The following is a 15,657-nucleotide window of genomic DNA, read 5'->3' as shown; positions in this document are numbered from 1 at the left end:
GTGAGCTCGAAACCTGTCGTACTCATCGCTGAAGAGCTGTCGCCCGCGACTGTCGACGCCCTGGGCCCGGACTTCGAGATCCGGCACTGCAACGGCGCGGACCGCGCCGAGCTGCTGCCCGCGATCGCCGACGTCGACGCGGTCCTGATCCGTTCGGCCACCAAGGTCGACGCCGAGGCGGTCGCCGCCGCGAAGAAGCTGAAGGTCGTCGCACGAGCCGGCGTCGGCCTGGACAACGTCGACGTCTCCGCCGCCACCAAGGCCGGCGTGATGGTGGTCAACGCGCCCACCTCGAACATCGTGACCGCCGCCGAGCTCGCCTGCGGTCTGCTGCTGGCCACCGCGCGGCACATCCCGCAGGCCAACTCGGCGCTGAAGAACGGCGAGTGGAAGCGCTCGAAGTACACGGGCGTCGAGCTGGCCGAGAAGACCCTCGGTGTCGTCGGCCTCGGCCGCATCGGCGCGCTGGTCGCCCAGCGCATGTCGGCGTTCGGCATGAAGGTCGTCGCCTACGACCCCTACGTCCAGCCCGCCCGCGCCGCCCAGATGGGCGTCAAGGTCCTCTCGCTGGACGAGCTGCTGGAGGTCGCGGACTTCATCACCGTGCACCTGCCCAAGACCCCCGAGACGGTCGGTCTCATCGGCGACGAGGCGCTCCACAAGGTCAAGCCCTCGGTGCGGATCGTCAACGCCGCGCGCGGCGGGATCGTCGACGAGGCGGCGCTGTACTCGGCGCTCAAGGAGGGCCGTGTCGCGGGCGCGGGCCTGGACGTGTACGCGAAGGAGCCCTGCACGGACTCCCCCCTCTTCGAGCTCGACGAGGTCGTCTGCACCCCGCACCTCGGCGCCTCCACGGACGAGGCGCAGGAGAAGGCCGGTGTCTCCGTCGCCCGTTCGGTGCGGCTGGCGCTCGCCGGTGAGCTGGTCCCGGACGCGGTGAACGTCCAGGGCGGTGTCATCGCCGAGGACGTCAAGCCCGGTCTGCCGCTCGCCGAGAAGCTCGGCCGCATCTTCACCGCGCTGGCGGGCGAGGTCGCGGTCCGCCTGGACGTCGAGGTGTACGGCGAGATCACCCAGCACGACGTGAAGGTGCTCGAACTCTCCGCGCTCAAGGGTGTGTTCGAGGACGTCGTCGCGGAGACGGTGTCGTACGTCAACGCGCCCCTCTTCGCCCAGGAGCGCGGTGTCGAGGTGCGTCTGACGACCAGCTCGGAGTCCCCGGACCACCGCAACGTCGTCACCGTGCGCGGCACGCTCGGCGACGGCCAGGAGGTCGCGGTCTCCGGCACGCTGGCCGGCCCGAAGCACCTGCAGAAGATCGTCGCCGTCGGCGAGTACGACGTGGACCTCGCCCTCGCCGACCACATGGTCGTGCTGCGCTACGAGGACCGCCCCGGTGTCGTCGGCACCGTCGGCCGGGTCTTCGGCGAGGCGGGCATCAACATCGCGGGCATGCAGGTGTCCCGGGCGGCCGCAGGCGGCGAGGCCCTCGCGGTCCTCACCGTCGACGACACGGTCCCGCAGGGTGTTCTCAACGAGGTGGCCGAGGAGATCGGCGCCACGTCGGCCCGTTCGGTGAACCTGGTCTGACATCCGCCGCCGGGGGCCGGGTCACCTTCGGGGGCCCGGCCCCCGGTCGTGCGTGCCCCGGTCGTGCGTGCCCCGGCCGGTCCGTGCCCGCCGGGGCCCCGGGCGCGCGGGGCGACGGACTCCTCATGCGGACGCGGTGGGCTCCGGCTCGATCAGGCCCTCGCGGTAGGCGATGGCCACCGCCTCGGTCCGGCCCGCGGCGCCCAGCTTGGCGAGGATGTTGGAGACATGGACGCTCGCCGTCTTGCCGCTGATGAACAGCTCCTCCCCGATCTGCCGGTTGGTGCGGCCGCGGGCGAGCAGTCGCAGGACGTCGCTCTCCCGGGCGGTGAGGGCCGCGACCCGGTCCGCGGCGGACGCCGGCCCGGTCAGACGGCCCCGGCGGATCAGGGCGTCCACCTCCTCGCGCAGGGGCACGGCACCGAGCCGGTCCGCCGCGTCACGGGCGGCGCGGGCCTGGTCGGCGGCCTCCTCGCGCCGGCCCGCGGTGAGCAGCGCCTCGGCGAACCGCCTTCTGGAGCGCGCCAGTTCGTACGGATCGCCGTAGCCGAACGCGCTGACGGTCCGCTCCCACGCGGCGACGGCCCGCTCCTCGGCGGTGCCGTCCGCCGGGGGGCACGCGCGCGACCACTCCGCCTCGGCACGGGCCAGCCAGGCCAGGCCTTCCGGGCCCTGCCGCGTCCCGTCCTCGCCCTTGGCCGCGGTGGTCCGGGCCAGCTCCACCAGTTCGGTGGCGGTGGCCGCCCAGCGGAGGGCGCCGGACGCGTCGCCGGCCGAACGCAGCCGTACGGCCGTGTCGGCGACGGGGGAGAGGGCGAGCGCGGCGAGCCGCACACCGATGTCGGGCCGCTCGCTGCCGGTGACGTCGCTGAGTCCGGCGAGGCTCTCGCGCAGGGCCGCGACGGCGCCCTCCGGGTCGCCGCGCAGCGCCGCGGCGTCGGTCAGCACGATGCCCGCGACGAGTGAGGCCATCCAGTCGAACGGCCCGTCGAGCAGGGCACGGGCGCGCTCGACCGTCCCGTCCTCGCCGCGCGCGAGGGCGACGTACAGCGCGGGGCCGACGGCGAACCCGCCCGCCGGCGGCAGCCGTTCGGCGTCGGAGGCGGCCGCCCGCGCGCACTCGTCCCAACGGCCCAGGGTGTAGAGGATCAGGGACTGGAGATAGCGCAGCTCCAGCGCGTACGGCGAGGACAGCAGCCCCGAGCGGTCCGCTCGCTCCAGTCCCTCGGAGAGCCAGGTCAGGCACTCGTCCAGCGTTCCGGACTCGTAGCATCCGATGGCCAGGTTGAAGAGGGCGCGCATCTCGACGGAGACGTTGCCCGCCTCGCGGGCCAGGTCGCGGGCGCGCCGCAGCCGCTCCCGGCCGCGCGGGGTCCGCCGGTTGCCGCCGTCCAGACCGACCAGGGAGATGATCAGATCGGCCTGGGCGTCGGGCAGCCGCAGCTCCTCGGCGGTACGCAGGGCCTGCCGGGCGACCCGGTGGGCGTCCTCGTCGTGGCCCATGTACCGCGCGGCCATGACGTGGGTGGCGGCGGCCCACACCCAGGTGTGCGAGGCGGGTTCGGCCGGGATCATGGCCAGTGCCTCGCTGCTGTAGGTGTACGCGGCCTTCGTGCTGTCGACGCGCATCAGATGGCCCGCGAGGGTGTAGCGGACCCGGGCGGCGAGCTCGGAGTCGGCGTCCGAACCCGCCCGGGCGAGCGCGGCGCGGGTGAGGGCGACCGCCCGGTGGGCGTCACCGGCGCGGGCGGCGGCCGCGGAGGCGCGCAGTGTGAGCGTCACGGGACCGGCGGTCCGGGGACGGGCACCGGGGTCCACGGCGGACCACAGTTCGAGTACGGCCTCCAGATGGCGCAGCTCCTCGGCGGGCGCGCCGAGGAGCTGGGCGTGGTCGGCGGCTTCCAGGGACGCGGTGAGCGCGTCGGCCAGGTCGTGGCTCTCCCGCGAGTGGTGGGCCCGTTCGGCGGAACGGGCCCGGCCGGTGAGGAGTCCCGCGAAGGTGCGGTGCAGCCGGACCCGTTCACCGGGCAGCAGGTCGGCATAGACGGCCTCGCGGGTCAGGGCGTGCCGGAAGGAGTACGTGCCGTCCTCGCCGGGGACCAGCAACTGCCGTCCGACGGCCTCGCGCAGCGCCGACTCCAGCGTGTCCTGCGGCAGTTGTACGGCGTCGTGCAACAGACCGTGCTCCACGCGCCGTCCGGCGACCGCGGCCGTGCGGAGCACCTGCTGGGCGGTGTCGGACAGTTGCTCGATCCGGATGAGGAGTACGTCGGCGAGGCCGCTCGGCATCGCGGGGGCGGACGGGTCGACGTCGCCGGGCAGCGCGGCGAGCAGCTCCTCCGCGTAGAAGGCGTTGCCCTCGGCGCGTTCCACGATCCGGCGGACGGTGGTGTCGGAGAGGACCTCCGCCCGCAGGGCGCGCACCAGACGGGCCACTTCGGCGTCGGCCATCGGGCGGAGTTCGAGGCGGTCCACGGAGGGGAGCCGGACCAGTTCGGCGAGCAGGGGGCGCAGGGGATGGCGGCGGTGCAGGTCGTCCGCGCGGTAGGAGGCGAAGACGGCCAGGCGGTGGGCCGGGGCACCGGGCGCCGCGGGCTGCAGGAGCCCGCGGCTGAGAAGGAAGCGGAGGAGGTCGCGGGAGGACTGGTCGGCCCAGTGGAGGTCTTCGAGGACCAGGAGGAGGGGGGTGATCTCGGCGACGGCGGCCAGCAGGGCGGCGACGCCCTCGAAGAGGCGGAGCCGGGTGCCGGGGTCGGTCCCGGGGGTGCCGCCGGAGTCGGTGCCGGTGCCGGTGTCCGTGCGGGTCCCGGTGTCCGGGCCGGTTCCGGTCCCGGTGTCCGTGCCCGTGCCCGTGCGGGGCGCGCCCGTCCTCGCGCCGAGCAGGCGGTCGACCGCCGGGTGGGCGGCGAACGCGGCCGCGAACCGGTCGTCCGCGGCGAGGGTGCCGAGGATCTCCGTGAACGGCAGGTAGGGCAGGCCCACGTCACCGAGGTCCACGCAGTGGCCCGTCAGGACCGTCATCTCCGTGCGCGCGGCGTGGGCGGCGGCCTCCGTCAGGAGGCGGGTCTTGCCGACACCGGCGTCACCGGAGACGAGTACGGAGCGGGGGGTGCCGGTGCGGGCTCGGGCCAGGACGTCGGTGAGACGGGTGAGTTCGCCGGCGCGGCCGATGAGGGGCGTGCCGAATGTCTGTGCCACGACAGCCATCCTGGCACGGGTCGCCGGGGTGTTCCTCGTCTGCTCCGCCTCCTGGACGCCCGCCAGGGGCGCTGCGCCCTTGGACCCCCGCCTTCGCCCGAAGGGCTCGTCCTCAAGCGCCGGACGGGCTGATGATGCAGGCCCGCGTTCACAGGTCGCGGACGGGCTGGAGATGCGCGCCCGCGCTCGAAGGCCGAGGGCCAGGTCAGGTATGTCAGCCCGTCCGGCGTTCGAGGACGAGGCCGTTCAGGCCGACGCGGGGTCCGGGGCGGCAGCCGCGCGTACGGGTCAGGCCGGTGACTGTTCGGTGCGGGGGGCTTCATCCACCCCCTCGGACAACCCCACCCGCACCTTCCGCAGCGTCGCGGACGCCAGTGCCGCCGCCCCCAGCAACAGCACCGCACCCGCGATCGCCGCCGCGTGCATCCCGTCGGTGAAGGCCTCACGGGCCGCGCGGACCAGGGCGTCGCCGGTGTCGCCCGGCAGGCGGTGGGCCACCGCCAGGGCGCCGCCCAGGGTCTCGCGGGCCGCGTCCGGGGCGCCGGACGGAATCCCGTGGCGGTAGACCGCCGTGCCGATCGAGCCGAGGACGGCCATGCCCAGCGCGCCCCCGAACTCGGCGCCCGTCTCCAGCAGGGAGGACGCGGCGCCCGCGTTCCCGACCGGGACGGTGCTCAGCGCCAGGTCCATCATCTGGGACATGACGACGACGATGCCCGCGGCGAGCACACCCGCTCCGGCGAGTGCCCACCACAGCGCGTCGGTACCGGTGAGGGCCAGCAGCCCGTAGCCGCAGGCGCCGAGGACGAATCCGCCGGAGACGACGTGGGCGCGGTGGACGCCCTTCTGGACCGACTGCGCGGCCACCGGCGCGGCGACGCCGACCAGAACGGTCGGGAGCAGCGCCCACAGCGCGGCGTGCATGGAGCTCTTGCCCAGGACCGACTGCAGGTACTGGGTGGTGAAGTACGCCGATCCCATCATCCCGAACGAGGAGACGAGGTTGAGGACGACCGCGGGTGCGAAGCCGCGGCCGCGGAACAACTCGGGGGAGATCAGCGGGGATCGGGCGGTGCGCTGCCGCCGGACGAAGAGTGCGGTGAAGACGAGGCCGACGAGGATCGAGAGGACGTACCACGGCTTCCAGCCCTCGGAGGGGATTTCCTTGACGCCGTAGATGACGGGCAGCACGGCCGCCAGCGACAGCGGGACGCTCGGCAGGTCGAAGCGGCCCGGCCGGGGGTTCCTCGACTCGGGGAGCAGGACCGGGCCGAGGACCAGGAGCAGCGCCATCGCGGGCAGGTTGACCAGGAAGACGGAGCCCCACCAGAAGTACTGCACCAGGATTCCGCTCATGACCGAGCCGAGGGCGACGCCCGCGGTCATGACGCCGGACCACAGACCGATCGCCTTCGCGCGCTGTCCGGGGTCGATGAACAGGGTGCGGATGATCGCCATCGTCGAGGGCATCAGGGTGGCGCCGCCGACGCCGAGGAGGGCGCGGGCCGCGATCAGTGTCTCCGCGCTGTCGGCGTAGGCGGCGAGGGCGGACGCCGCACCGAAGGCGGCGGCGCCGCACAGCAGGAGCCGGCGGCGGCCGATGCGATCGCCGAGCGATCCCATCGTCATCAGCAGGCCGGCGAGCACGAACGCGTAGATGTCGAAGATCCACAGCTGCTGGGTGCCGCTCGGCTCCAGGTCCGCGCTGATCGCGGGGATCGCAAAGTAGAGGACCGAGACGTCCATGGAGACGAGGAGCAGCGGAAGCATCAGGACACCGAGGGCGGTCCATTCGCGGCGGCCGGCGCGGGCGCCGGGTGCGGGGGTCGTGCGCGTCGGGTTCGTCATGTCCGGGACTGTACGGACGTATTAAACAGTTGTCTAGTACAAGCGTATAATACGTGCGTCTGTGACGACCGTATGGGACGTTTGTATTAATCGGGGTAGGGTGTCCCGCATGGGACACCGTGAGGATCTGCTCGAAGGCGCCAAGCGCTGCCTGCTGGCGAAGGGATTCGTGCGCACGACCGCGCGCGACATCGTGAAGGAGTCGGGGACGAACCTGGCGTCCATCGGCTACCACTACGGTTCGAAGGACGCGCTGCTCACCCAGGCGTTCGTGGAACTGGTGCAGGAGTGGGGCGAGAAGTCGGGTCATCACCCGGAGCGGGAGGACGCGCCGGGGGGTTCCGTGGAGCGCTTCCACAGCGTGTGGGCGCGGATGCTGGACTCCTTCGAGGAGTACCGGCCCGTGTGGGCGGCCAGCATGGAGGTCGTGACGCAGGGGGAGCGGGTGCCGGAGCTGCGCGGCCTGATGGCCGAGGCGCAGACCGAGGGGCGGGCCGGGCTGGCCTCGATGCTGCTGGGCCTGGACGAGGAGACGCTCGACGAGCGGACCGTGAAGTCCGTCGGCGGTTTCTACCAGGCGCTCCTCAACGGGCTGATGGTGCAGTGGCTGTTCGACCCGGCGAGCGCGTCGACCGCGGACGACCTGACCGAGGGGCTGCGCCGGGTGATCGAGGCGGCGGGTGCCGCGCGACGGGACGACGCGGTGTCTCCGTGACGGTCCCCGGCGCGCCGTCCCCCCGGGCCGCCCCGGCCGGACGGGACGGGGGGCGTCCCGTGTTCCTCACAACCGTGCCGTCTTGAGCGCCATGTGCAGCAGCAGGCGGTCCTCGCCGTCGTCCAGGTCGAGGCCCGTCAGCTGCTCGACGCGGGAGAGGCGGTAGTAGAGCGTCTGCCGGTGGATGCCCAGTTCGGCCGCGGTGCGCCCGGCCTGGCCCGCACAGTCGAGGAACACCTCGGCGGTGCGGGCGAGTTCGTGGTGGGCGGGGGAGAGGAGGGTGCGCACGGCGGGGTCCAGGGCGGCCTCCGGCGGGAGCGTGGTGAGGAGGCGGTACGGGCCGATCGCCGCCCACTCGGCGACCGGGCCCAGGCGGGGCTCGGCGAGGACCGCGTGGGCGGCCGAGGACGCCTCCTGCCAGCCGGCCCCCAGCTCCGCGAGCCCCACCCGTGCTCCGGCGACCCCGGCCGCCGCCCGTATCCCCGGGGTTTTGTCGCCCGCGCGGTCCCCCTCGGCCTCCCGGACGAACCGGGCGGCCGCCGCCAGGGCCGGGGCGAGCACCTCGGGTGAGCGCAGCCGGATCAGCAGGGCCAGACTCCGGAGGGCCGGACCCCGCCCGGGCTCCGCCCCGTCGCCGGACACCGGGGCGCCGCCGCTCCACGGCACCGTGCAGAGCGCGGTGGCCCCCGGCACCGTACGGGCCGAGGGCGCGTCGTCCGGGCCCGCCGAGGGCCAGGGCGCGACGCACACCAGCGTGTGCAGGCCCTCGCCGCGCGGGCCGAGGGCCGTGCGCAGTTCGGCCACGGCCATGTCCCGCTGCCAGCCCCGTTCGGCGGTGAGCACGGCCCGCAGTTCGCGGGTCAGGTCCGCCCCCGCCTGGGCCTCGTCCGCGAGCAGCGCGCCGATGCGGGAGGCGACCTCCATGGCGGCGGCCAGCCGTTCCGGCGGCGGCCCCGGATCGTCGTCCAGGAGCCACACGTACCCGAGCACGACACCCCGATGGCGTACGGGCAGGCAGACGCGCCCCCGGTAGACGCCCGCCGCCGGGGTCGGCGGGATGCGCACCGGGCCGGTGGCCCGGGCGATGCCGAAGCCCTCGAACCAGGCCCGGACCGCGGGGGTGGAACGGCGGGTGAGGATCGAGCGGGTCCGGACGGGGTCGAGGGCGGCCGCGTCGAAGTCGTCGTCGCCGTCACTGCCGTACGCGGCGAAGGCGATCAGCTCGAAGTCGCGGTTCTCCAGGGTCGCGGGGGCGTCGAGCAGCGCGGAGATCTCGTCGACCAGCTCCTGGTACTCACCGCCGCCGGCCGTTCGGCCTGCCTTGAAATCGCCCGTCACACGGGCATTCTCCCCCATCCCCCGGGTGCCTTCATACAGATGTCTGAGATCCAGTGCACGGATGCGTGACAGCTGTCGATGGCCGAGGATCGGGGGGATCCTTAGGTTTCACGGTGGTTCCCCGTGCCGTCCCCGCCCGTCGTGCGCGGGGGTGGCCGTCCGTACTTTCCGTGGAGGTGCCCGTGCTGGGTCCCGTGATTCTCGCCGCGTCGCGCAGCGACCGCATGCGCCGTTTCGTCTCGGCGGCCCCCGGCACCAAGCAGGTGGTCGCCCGCTTCATCGCCGGTGAGAGCGTCGACCAGGTCGTCCCGGTCGTCCGGGACGCCGTCGCCAAGGGCCTCTCGGTCACCCTGGACGTCGTCGGCGAGGACATCACCACGCGCGAACAGGCCTTCGCCGCCCGCGACGCCTACCTGGAGCTCATCGAGCACCTGAAGGAACTGGACCTCGGCACCGCGGCCGAGATGTCCGTGAAGCTCTCGATGTTCGGCCAGGCGCTGGAGGGCGGTCACGAGCTGGCTCTCGCCAACGTCCGCCCGGTCGTCGAGGCGGCGGCCGCCATCGGCACCACGGTCACGCTGGACGCCGAGGACCACACCACCCTCGACTCGATGTTCGCCATCCACGAGGAGCTGCGGAAGGACTTCCCCGCCACCGGCTGCGTCATCCAGGCCTACCTGTTCCGCACCGAGGCCGACGCCCGCCGCCTCGCCGCGAACGGCAGCCGCGTACGCCTCGTGAAGGGCGCCTACAAGGAGCCCGCCGAGGTCGCGTACCAGGACAAGGCGGAGACCGACAAGGCGTACGTCCGCGTCCTGCGCGTCCTGATGGAGGGCGAGGGCTACCCGATGATCGGGTCCCACGACCCGCGCCTGATCTCCATCGCCCAGGAACTGGCCCGCAAGGCCGGCCGCAAGCTCGACGAGTACGAGTTCCAGATGCTCTACGGCATCCGCGGCGAGGAGCACCTGCGGCTCGCCGCCGAGGGCCACCGCATGCGCGTCTACACCGCGTACGGCACCGACTGGTACGGCTACTTCATGCGCCGACTCGCGGAGAAGCCCGCCAACCTGCTCTTCTTCGCCCGCTCCATCCTCACCAAGGGCTGAGTCCGAACCACCGCTCACTAAGGAGTTACGGAACCCATGGACGCTGTGACCCAGGTCCCCACCCCCGTCAACGAGCCGGTGCACGGCTACGCCCCCGGCTCGCCCGAGCGTGCTCGCCTGGAGGCCAGGCTCAAGGAGCTGGCCGAGAACCCGATCGACCTGCCCATGACCATCGGCGGCGAGAAGCGGCTCGGTGGCGGTGAGCGCTTCGAGGTCGTGCAGCCGCACAACCACAAGGCCGTCATCGGTACCGGCGCGCACGCCACCCGGGCCGACGCCCAGGACGCCATCGACGCGGCCCTCGCCGCCGCGCCCGCCTGGCGCGCGATGTCCTTCGACGACCGCGCCGCGATCATCCTGCGCGCGGCCGAGCTGCTGGCCGGCCCCTGGCGCGAGACCCTCGCGGCCTCCACCATGCTCGGCCAGTCGAAGACGGCGCAGCAGGCCGAGATCGACTGCCCCTGCGAGCTGGTCGACTTCTGGCGCTTCAACGTCGCCTACGCCCGGCAGATCCTGGCCGAGCAGCCCCCGGCCAACTCGCCGGGCGTCTGGAACCGCCTCGACCACCGTCCGCTGGAGGGCTTCGTCTACGCGATCACGCCGTTCAACTTCACGGCGATCGCGGGCAACCTGCCGACGGCCCCCGCGCTGATGGGCAACGTCGTGGTCTGGAAGCCGTCCCCGACCCAGACCCACGCCGCCGTGCTGCTGATGCGCCTCCTGGAGGAGGCGGGCCTGCCCAAGGGCGTCATCAACCTCGTCACCGGCGACGGCATCGAGGTCTCCGAGGTGGCGCTGGAGCACCGCGACCTCGCGGGCATCCACTTCACCGGATCGACCAAGACCTTCCAGTACCTGTGGAAGACGGTCGGCGGCAACATCGAGAAGTACCGCTCGTACCCGCGCCTGGTGGGCGAGACCGGCGGCAAGGACTTCGTCGTCGCCCACCCGTCGGCCGACCGCGCGATCCTCAAGACGGCCCTGACCCGCGGTGCCTTCGAGTACCAGGGCCAGAAGTGCTCCGCGACCTCCCGCGCCTACATCCCGGCGTCGATCTGGAACTCCGGGTTCAAGGAGGAGTTCGCGGCCGAGATCGACGGCCTGACCATGGGTGACGTCACCGACCTGTCGAACTTCATCGGCGCCGTCATCGACGAGCGGTCGTTCGCCAAGAACAAGGCGGCGATCGACCGGGCGAAGTCCGACCCGGCCTGCACGGTCGTCGCGGGCGGCTCGTACGACGACTCCGTCGGCTACTTCGTGCGTCCCACGGTCGTCGAGTGCTCGGACCCGGAGAACGAGGTCTTCAAGACGGAGTACTTCGGCCCGTTCCTCGCGGTGTACGTCTACGAGGACGACGCGTACGACGCGATGCTGACGCAGATGGAGTCGGCCTCCGACTACGCGCTGACCGGCTCGGTCGTCTCGGGCGACCGCGCGGCCGCCGCGTACACGATGGAGAAGCTCCGCTACGCCGCGGGCAACTTCTACATCAACGACAAGTCGACCGGCGCCGTCGTCGGCCAGCAGCCCTTCGGCGGCGGCCGTGCCTCCGGCACCAACGACAAGGCGGGCGCCCCGCAGAACCTGATGCGCTGGACGCTGACCCGCGCCATCAAGGAGACGCTGGTCCCGCCGACCGACTACACCTACCCCCACATGGGCTGACACCCTCGGGACGTCCGACGCGGGCCGGGCGGTCGCCGATGAAGGCGGCCGCCCGGCCCGCGGGTGTACCCGGCGCCGTCACCGCACCGGCCCCCGCGGCGCCCGCACCGACCGCACCGGCCCCCGCGCCGGCCTCCTCCCGGCGACGCCCGCACCGCGGTGCCGCCCCGGCCGGCGGTCCGCCGTGCGAGGCGATCGACGGGTGTCGCGGACGCCGGGATACTGGGCGGATGGCCATCCGACTGCGGACCGCCCACACCGCGGACCTGGCGCCCGCCGAACTCCACGCGGTCCGCGCCTTCCTGGACGACGCCTTCGGCGGGGACTTCGGCGACGAGGACTGGGACCACGGCCTCGGGGGCATCCACGCCCTCGTGCACGACGACAAGGGCCTCGCGGGCCACGGCTCCGTGATCCAGCGCCGGGTGCTGCACCGCGGGCGGTCGCTGCGGGTCGGGTACGTGGAGGCGGTGGGCGTACGCGCCGACGTCCGCAGACGCGGGTTCGGCGGCCGGGTCATGGCGGCCCTGGAGCGGGTGATCGAGGGCTCGTACGCGTTCGGGGCGCTCTCCGCGAGCGAGGACGGCGGCCCCCTGTACGCGGCCCGCGGCTGGCAGCTCTGGCCGGGCCGGATCTGCGCCCTGGCACCCGAGGGCGTCGTCCGTCTGCCGGACGAGGAGGGCAGCACCTTCGTACGCCCCGTCGCCGCGCCCGGCGGGTCCGGCCGCGCCCGGCACGGCGCCCTGGACCCGGCCCACGAGCTGGTCTTCGACTGGCGGGAGGGGGACGTGCTGTGACGCGGGCTCCCGCCGTACGTCCCGCGCCGCGCGTCGGCGCAGGTCAGGCTGGGGTCACCCGATCGGCCGTCTCAGATAGTAGGAAGTCCGAGTAATTGTGGAGACAGATGCTCGGTCCTCGCTTAGCTTTGTAGAAGCCGAACGTATCGCTAGACCAAGCGAACGGCGGTAGTGAGCCGGCGCCCCTGGCAGGCAACCCCTGCGGCACCGCTCCCCGCCCCTTCCGGCGTCTCGTAATCCCTCACCGCACTTCCGGCCGCCCGTCGCGGGTCCTCCGGAGGTTAAGGAGTCGATTCATCATGGCCGAGACGACCGTCCGCCGAGTCCGTCACGTTTCCCGTTCGAGCGAGTCCGACCGCAAGAACGCGGCCGCAGCCCTCCAGCGCGCCCTCGACCGCAGGGACAACGGCGGTGAGACGGGCCACTGAGGCCCGCCCCCCGCCTCCGTCCTCCGGCCCTCCGCCCTTCAGCGCGAGGCCCGCGGCACAGCCCGGGTCCCGCGCGGGCCGACGATCCGTCCGTCCCCCGATCCGGGAGCCGCGCCCGAACGAGGCGCGGCGCGGGGTCACGCTCCGCGCCGCACCTCGAAGTGGTCGATCCGCCGGCCGTCCTGGGCCAGCGCCGACACCTTGAGCCGCGGCGTCGCGCCGGTCTCCGCCTCCACCGAGAGGAAGGAGTACCCGGTGTAGCGCACGCGCGACCACTCCACGGTGTCCGGCTGCCGGTGTCCCGACCTCGTCCAGTGGAAGGTCTCGACCGGCTCGTGGCGCGTGGTCCTCCCCTCGTGACTGTCCTTCACCCCCTCGGGGAACCGGTACAGGCTCTTGCCCGCCCCGCCCGCCGTGACGTACACGATCCCGTCCCGGGTCGGGTCGGTCGACGCCCCGACCGGCACCGGCCTGCCCACCCGGCCGTCCTTCACGGCGTCGGTGCGCTCGTACACGTGGTTGTGCCCGTTGATCACCAGGTCCACCTGGTGCTTGGCGAACAGCGGCAGCCACGCGTCCCGCACACCTCCGTCGGAGGCGTGGGTCGAGGTCGAGTACGCGCAGTGGTGGAAGAAGACCACCACGAAGTCGACGCTGCCGCGCAGCTCCCCGAGCCGCCTGTCGAGCCAGGCCGTCTGGCGTCCGTCCGTGTACCCCCTGTTCGCGGGGATCTCGTACGACACGTCGTTCGCGTCCAGCGCCACGACCCCGACGTTGCCGTACGTGAAGGAGTACGCGCCCGGCGCACGGCGCGGGTCGAAGCCGTTGTCCGGGAGGGACCAGCGTGCCGACTGGCCGCCGTACCCGTTCGGCGAGTACCAGGCCTCCATGTCGTGGTTGCCGGTCGTCACCATCCACGGCACGGACTTCGCCACCGACTCGGTCTGCTTGAGGAACAGGTCCCAGGCGGCGGGCTCGTAGACGTCCGACTTCGCGCCCGTTCCCACCGAGTCCGCGTAGCAGATGTCGCCCGCGTGCAGATGGAAGGCCGGATGCCGGCCGAGCAGCACCTTGTCGTTGGCGAGCGCGTCGGGGGTGACGCCCTGGTCGCCGAAGGCGGTGAAGACGAACTTCTCCGGACGCGCGGGCGCCGTACGGAAGGAGCCGACCGTGGAGTGCCGCTCCCGTGACGCGGGGTCGAACCCCTCGTGACCGACTCCGTAGTAGTACGTCGTGCCGGGCCGCAGGTTGTCCAGTGCCGCGTGCAGGTAGTACTGGTCCAGCGCGAACCGCTGCCCGGCGAGGCCCGGCGTGTGCAGGTCACGGACCTCCGCCTCGATCCGGCGGCTCAGCCCCCACGGCGTCAGCCCCACCCGCACATACGGCTTCCGGACCGCCAGGGGCACCTGCCAGGAGATCCGCATCTGGGTCTTCGGGTCCGCGCCGAAGGCGAGATGACGGCCGAAGGGCGTGACGGCGGAACCGTGCGCCTGCCCGGTGGCGGAGGCCGCCCGCGGGACCGACGTGTGCGCCGGGCTCTTCGGGCCGGACGCGCAGCCGGCCAGCAGCCCGCCGCCGGCGAACGCCCCCGCCGCGGTCAGGGCGCGGCGCCGGGTGAGCTTCGTCCGCAGGTACTCGTGCTGCTCGGCCATGCTCATCCGGCGCGCGAGCCGCTCGGGGATGCCGACGTCGGGTGTGTCCATGTTCGAGAACTTCCCAGCGAGGCCCAACGGGAGCCATACGTACGGGTGAACGCAGGGCGACGGGTTGGCGTGCGGCGACAGCGGATCGTCCGTATGGCGGACACATCGTGTCATCCCATGGGACAGGGAGTACGGTGCCCTCATGTCTCGCAGCATCAATCTCGCAGTGATCCCCGGTGACGGCATCGGCCAGGAGGTCGTGGCCCAGGGGCTGAAGGTGCTCTCCGCCGTCCTTCCGCAGGATGTGAAGCTGGAGACCAAGGACTTCGACTTCGGTGCCCGGCGGTACCACGCCACCGGTGAGACCCTCACCGACGCCGACCTCGACGCCCTGAAGCGGCACGACGCGATCCTGCTCGGCGCGATCGGCGACCCCTCGGTCCCGTCCGGCGTCCTGGAGCGGGGCTTCCTGCTCAAGCTGCGCTTCGCCTTCGACCACCACGTCAACCTGCGTCCCTCGAAGCTCCTTCCGGGGGTGGCCACCCCGCTCGCCGGTCAGCCCGAGATCGACTTCGTGGTGGTCCGCGAGGGCACCGAGGGCCCCTACACCGGCAACGGCGGCACCATCCGCAAGGGCACCGAGCACGAGGTCGCCACCGAGGTCTCCGTCAACACGGCCTTCGGCGTCGAGCGGGTCGTCCGCGACGCCTTCGCCCGTGCCCAGGCCCGCCCGCGCAAGAAGCTGGCGCTCATCCACAAGAACAACGTGCTGACCTTCGCCGGTCACCTGTGGACGGACGTCTTCAACCGGGTGGCCGAGGAGTTCCCCGAGGTCACCACCGAGTACATGCACGTGGACGCGGCGACGATCTATCTCGTCACCCAGCCCGAACGCTTCGACGTGATCGTCACCGACAACCTGTTCGGCGACATCATCACCGACCTCGCCGCGGCCGTCTCCGGCGGCATCGGCGTCGCCGCCTCCGGCAACATCAACCCGAGCGGCGAGTTCCCGTCGATGTTCGAGCCGGTGCACGGCTCGGCGCCCGACATCGCGGGCCAGGGCAAGGCCGACCCCAGCGCCACCGTCCTGTCCGTCGCCCTCCTGCTGCGCCACCTCGGCTACGAGCCCGAGGCCGCCCGCATCGAGGACGCTGTCTCCGCCGACCTCGCCGAGCGCGTCGGGCAGCCCGCCCGCAGCACCGAGGAGATCGGCGACGCGCTCGCCGTACGAGTAGCCGGCTGACCCCGCGCGCTCACCGCAACGAATCAGCCGCCGGGTCGCAACAGCGCCCGGCGGCTTTTCTTCTGCCCTCGCCGGGT

Annotated in this window: 11 protein-coding genes; 7 read left to right on the top strand and 4 right to left on the bottom strand. The window is 72.8% G+C overall.

All coding sequences use genetic code 11. The annotated features are described in order from the left end of the window. The gene (serA, locus tag OG776_RS14915; protein WP_148010605.1) at window positions 1-1,590 is read left to right on the top strand and encodes a phosphoglycerate dehydrogenase; all 1,590 of its coding nucleotides are present in this window, start codon (window positions 1-3) and stop codon (window positions 1,588-1,590) included. 123 nt (window positions 1,591-1,713) lie between these two features. Here serA and OG776_RS14910 read toward each other — a convergent pair whose 3' ends face one another. Both OG776_RS14910 and OG776_RS14905 read right to left on the bottom strand, forming a co-directional pair. Beyond that, complete coding sequence (locus OG776_RS14910) at window positions 1,714-4,797, bottom strand: helix-turn-helix transcriptional regulator (RefSeq protein ID WP_443077267.1); 3,084 nt, start codon at window positions 4,795-4,797, stop codon at window positions 1,714-1,716. Window positions 4,798-5,076: 279 nt separating this feature from the next. Beyond that, window positions 5,077-6,636: an MFS transporter gene (locus tag OG776_RS14905; protein ID WP_329321054.1), complete on the bottom strand. Its 1,560-nt coding sequence runs from the start codon at window positions 6,634-6,636 to the stop codon at window positions 5,077-5,079. A gap of 109 nt (window positions 6,637-6,745) precedes the next feature. Here OG776_RS14905 and OG776_RS14900 point away from each other — a divergent pair, with 109 nt between their 5' ends. After that, window positions 6,746-7,351, top strand: coding sequence for a TetR/AcrR family transcriptional regulator (locus OG776_RS14900; protein ID WP_148010608.1), 606 nt, complete (start codon window positions 6,746-6,748; stop codon window positions 7,349-7,351). A gap of 66 nt (window positions 7,352-7,417) precedes the next feature. Here OG776_RS14900 and OG776_RS14895 read toward each other — a convergent pair whose 3' ends face one another. Then, complete coding sequence (locus OG776_RS14895) at window positions 7,418-8,707, bottom strand: PucR family transcriptional regulator (RefSeq protein WP_148010609.1); 1,290 nt, start codon at window positions 8,705-8,707, stop codon at window positions 7,418-7,420. A 164-nt stretch (window positions 8,708-8,871) separates the two neighbouring features. Here OG776_RS14895 and OG776_RS14890 point away from each other — a divergent pair, with 164 nt between their 5' ends. From OG776_RS14890 to OG776_RS14875, 4 genes are all read left to right on the top strand, one after another. Then, the gene (locus tag OG776_RS14890; RefSeq protein ID WP_148010610.1) at window positions 8,872-9,798 is read left to right on the top strand and encodes a proline dehydrogenase family protein; all 927 of its coding nucleotides are present in this window, start codon (window positions 8,872-8,874) and stop codon (window positions 9,796-9,798) included. Between the two features lie 36 nt (window positions 9,799-9,834). Continuing rightward, on the top strand, window positions 9,835-11,466 hold the full coding sequence (gene pruA / locus OG776_RS14885; RefSeq protein WP_329321053.1) for an L-glutamate gamma-semialdehyde dehydrogenase: 1,632 nt from the start codon (window positions 9,835-9,837) through the stop codon (window positions 11,464-11,466). 230 nt (window positions 11,467-11,696) lie between these two features. Continuing rightward, the gene (locus OG776_RS14880) at window positions 11,697-12,263 is read left to right on the top strand and encodes a GNAT family N-acetyltransferase (protein ID WP_148010612.1); all 567 of its coding nucleotides are present in this window, start codon (window positions 11,697-11,699) and stop codon (window positions 12,261-12,263) included. Window positions 12,264-12,562: 299 nt separating this feature from the next. Further along, window positions 12,563-12,691, top strand: coding sequence for a hypothetical protein (locus OG776_RS14875; protein ID WP_095852449.1), 129 nt, complete (start codon window positions 12,563-12,565; stop codon window positions 12,689-12,691). Window positions 12,692-12,828: 137 nt separating this feature from the next. On the opposite strand, the gene OG776_RS14870 is transcribed toward OG776_RS14875, so the two are convergent. After that, window positions 12,829-14,394 (bottom strand): purple acid phosphatase family protein, encoded by a 1,566-nt coding sequence (locus OG776_RS14870; RefSeq protein ID WP_148010613.1) that lies wholly within the window; start codon window positions 14,392-14,394, stop codon window positions 12,829-12,831. A 142-nt stretch (window positions 14,395-14,536) separates the two neighbouring features. Here OG776_RS14870 and OG776_RS14865 point away from each other — a divergent pair, with 142 nt between their 5' ends. Further along, the gene (locus tag OG776_RS14865) at window positions 14,537-15,580 is read left to right on the top strand and encodes a 3-isopropylmalate dehydrogenase (RefSeq protein WP_148010615.1); all 1,044 of its coding nucleotides are present in this window, start codon (window positions 14,537-14,539) and stop codon (window positions 15,578-15,580) included. The last annotated feature ends 77 nt before the right edge of the window (window positions 15,581-15,657 follow it).

Origin of the sequence: Streptomyces sp. NBC_01689 (genome assembly GCF_036250675.1) — a bacterium.
Taxonomy (GTDB): Bacteria; Actinomycetota; Actinomycetes; order Streptomycetales; family Streptomycetaceae; genus Streptomyces.
This window is presented reverse-complemented; position numbering and strand designations above follow the sequence as displayed.

Excerpts from the sequence above, each read along its gene's own strand:
- OG776_RS14910 (WP_443077267.1), bottom strand. The coding sequence starts at position 4,797 with ATGGCTGTCGTGGCACAGACATTCGGCACGCCCCTCATCGGCCGCGCC.
- OG776_RS14905 (WP_329321054.1), bottom strand. The coding sequence starts at position 6,636 with ATGACGAACCCGACGCGCACGACCCCCGCACCCGGCGCCCGCGCCGGC.
- OG776_RS14900 (WP_148010608.1), top strand. The coding sequence starts at position 6,746 with ATGGGACACCGTGAGGATCTGCTCGAAGGCGCCAAGCGCTGCCTGCTG.
- OG776_RS14895 (WP_148010609.1), bottom strand. The coding sequence starts at position 8,707 with ATGGGGGAGAATGCCCGTGTGACGGGCGATTTCAAGGCAGGCCGAACG.
- pruA (WP_329321053.1), top strand. The coding sequence starts at position 9,835 with ATGGACGCTGTGACCCAGGTCCCCACCCCCGTCAACGAGCCGGTGCAC.
- OG776_RS14880 (WP_148010612.1), top strand. The coding sequence starts at position 11,697 with ATGGCCATCCGACTGCGGACCGCCCACACCGCGGACCTGGCGCCCGCC.
- OG776_RS14875 (WP_095852449.1), top strand. The coding sequence starts at position 12,563 with ATGGCCGAGACGACCGTCCGCCGAGTCCGTCACGTTTCCCGTTCGAGC.
- OG776_RS14870 (WP_148010613.1), bottom strand. The coding sequence starts at position 14,394 with ATGGACACACCCGACGTCGGCATCCCCGAGCGGCTCGCGCGCCGGATG.
- OG776_RS14865 (WP_148010615.1), top strand. The coding sequence starts at position 14,537 with ATGTCTCGCAGCATCAATCTCGCAGTGATCCCCGGTGACGGCATCGGC.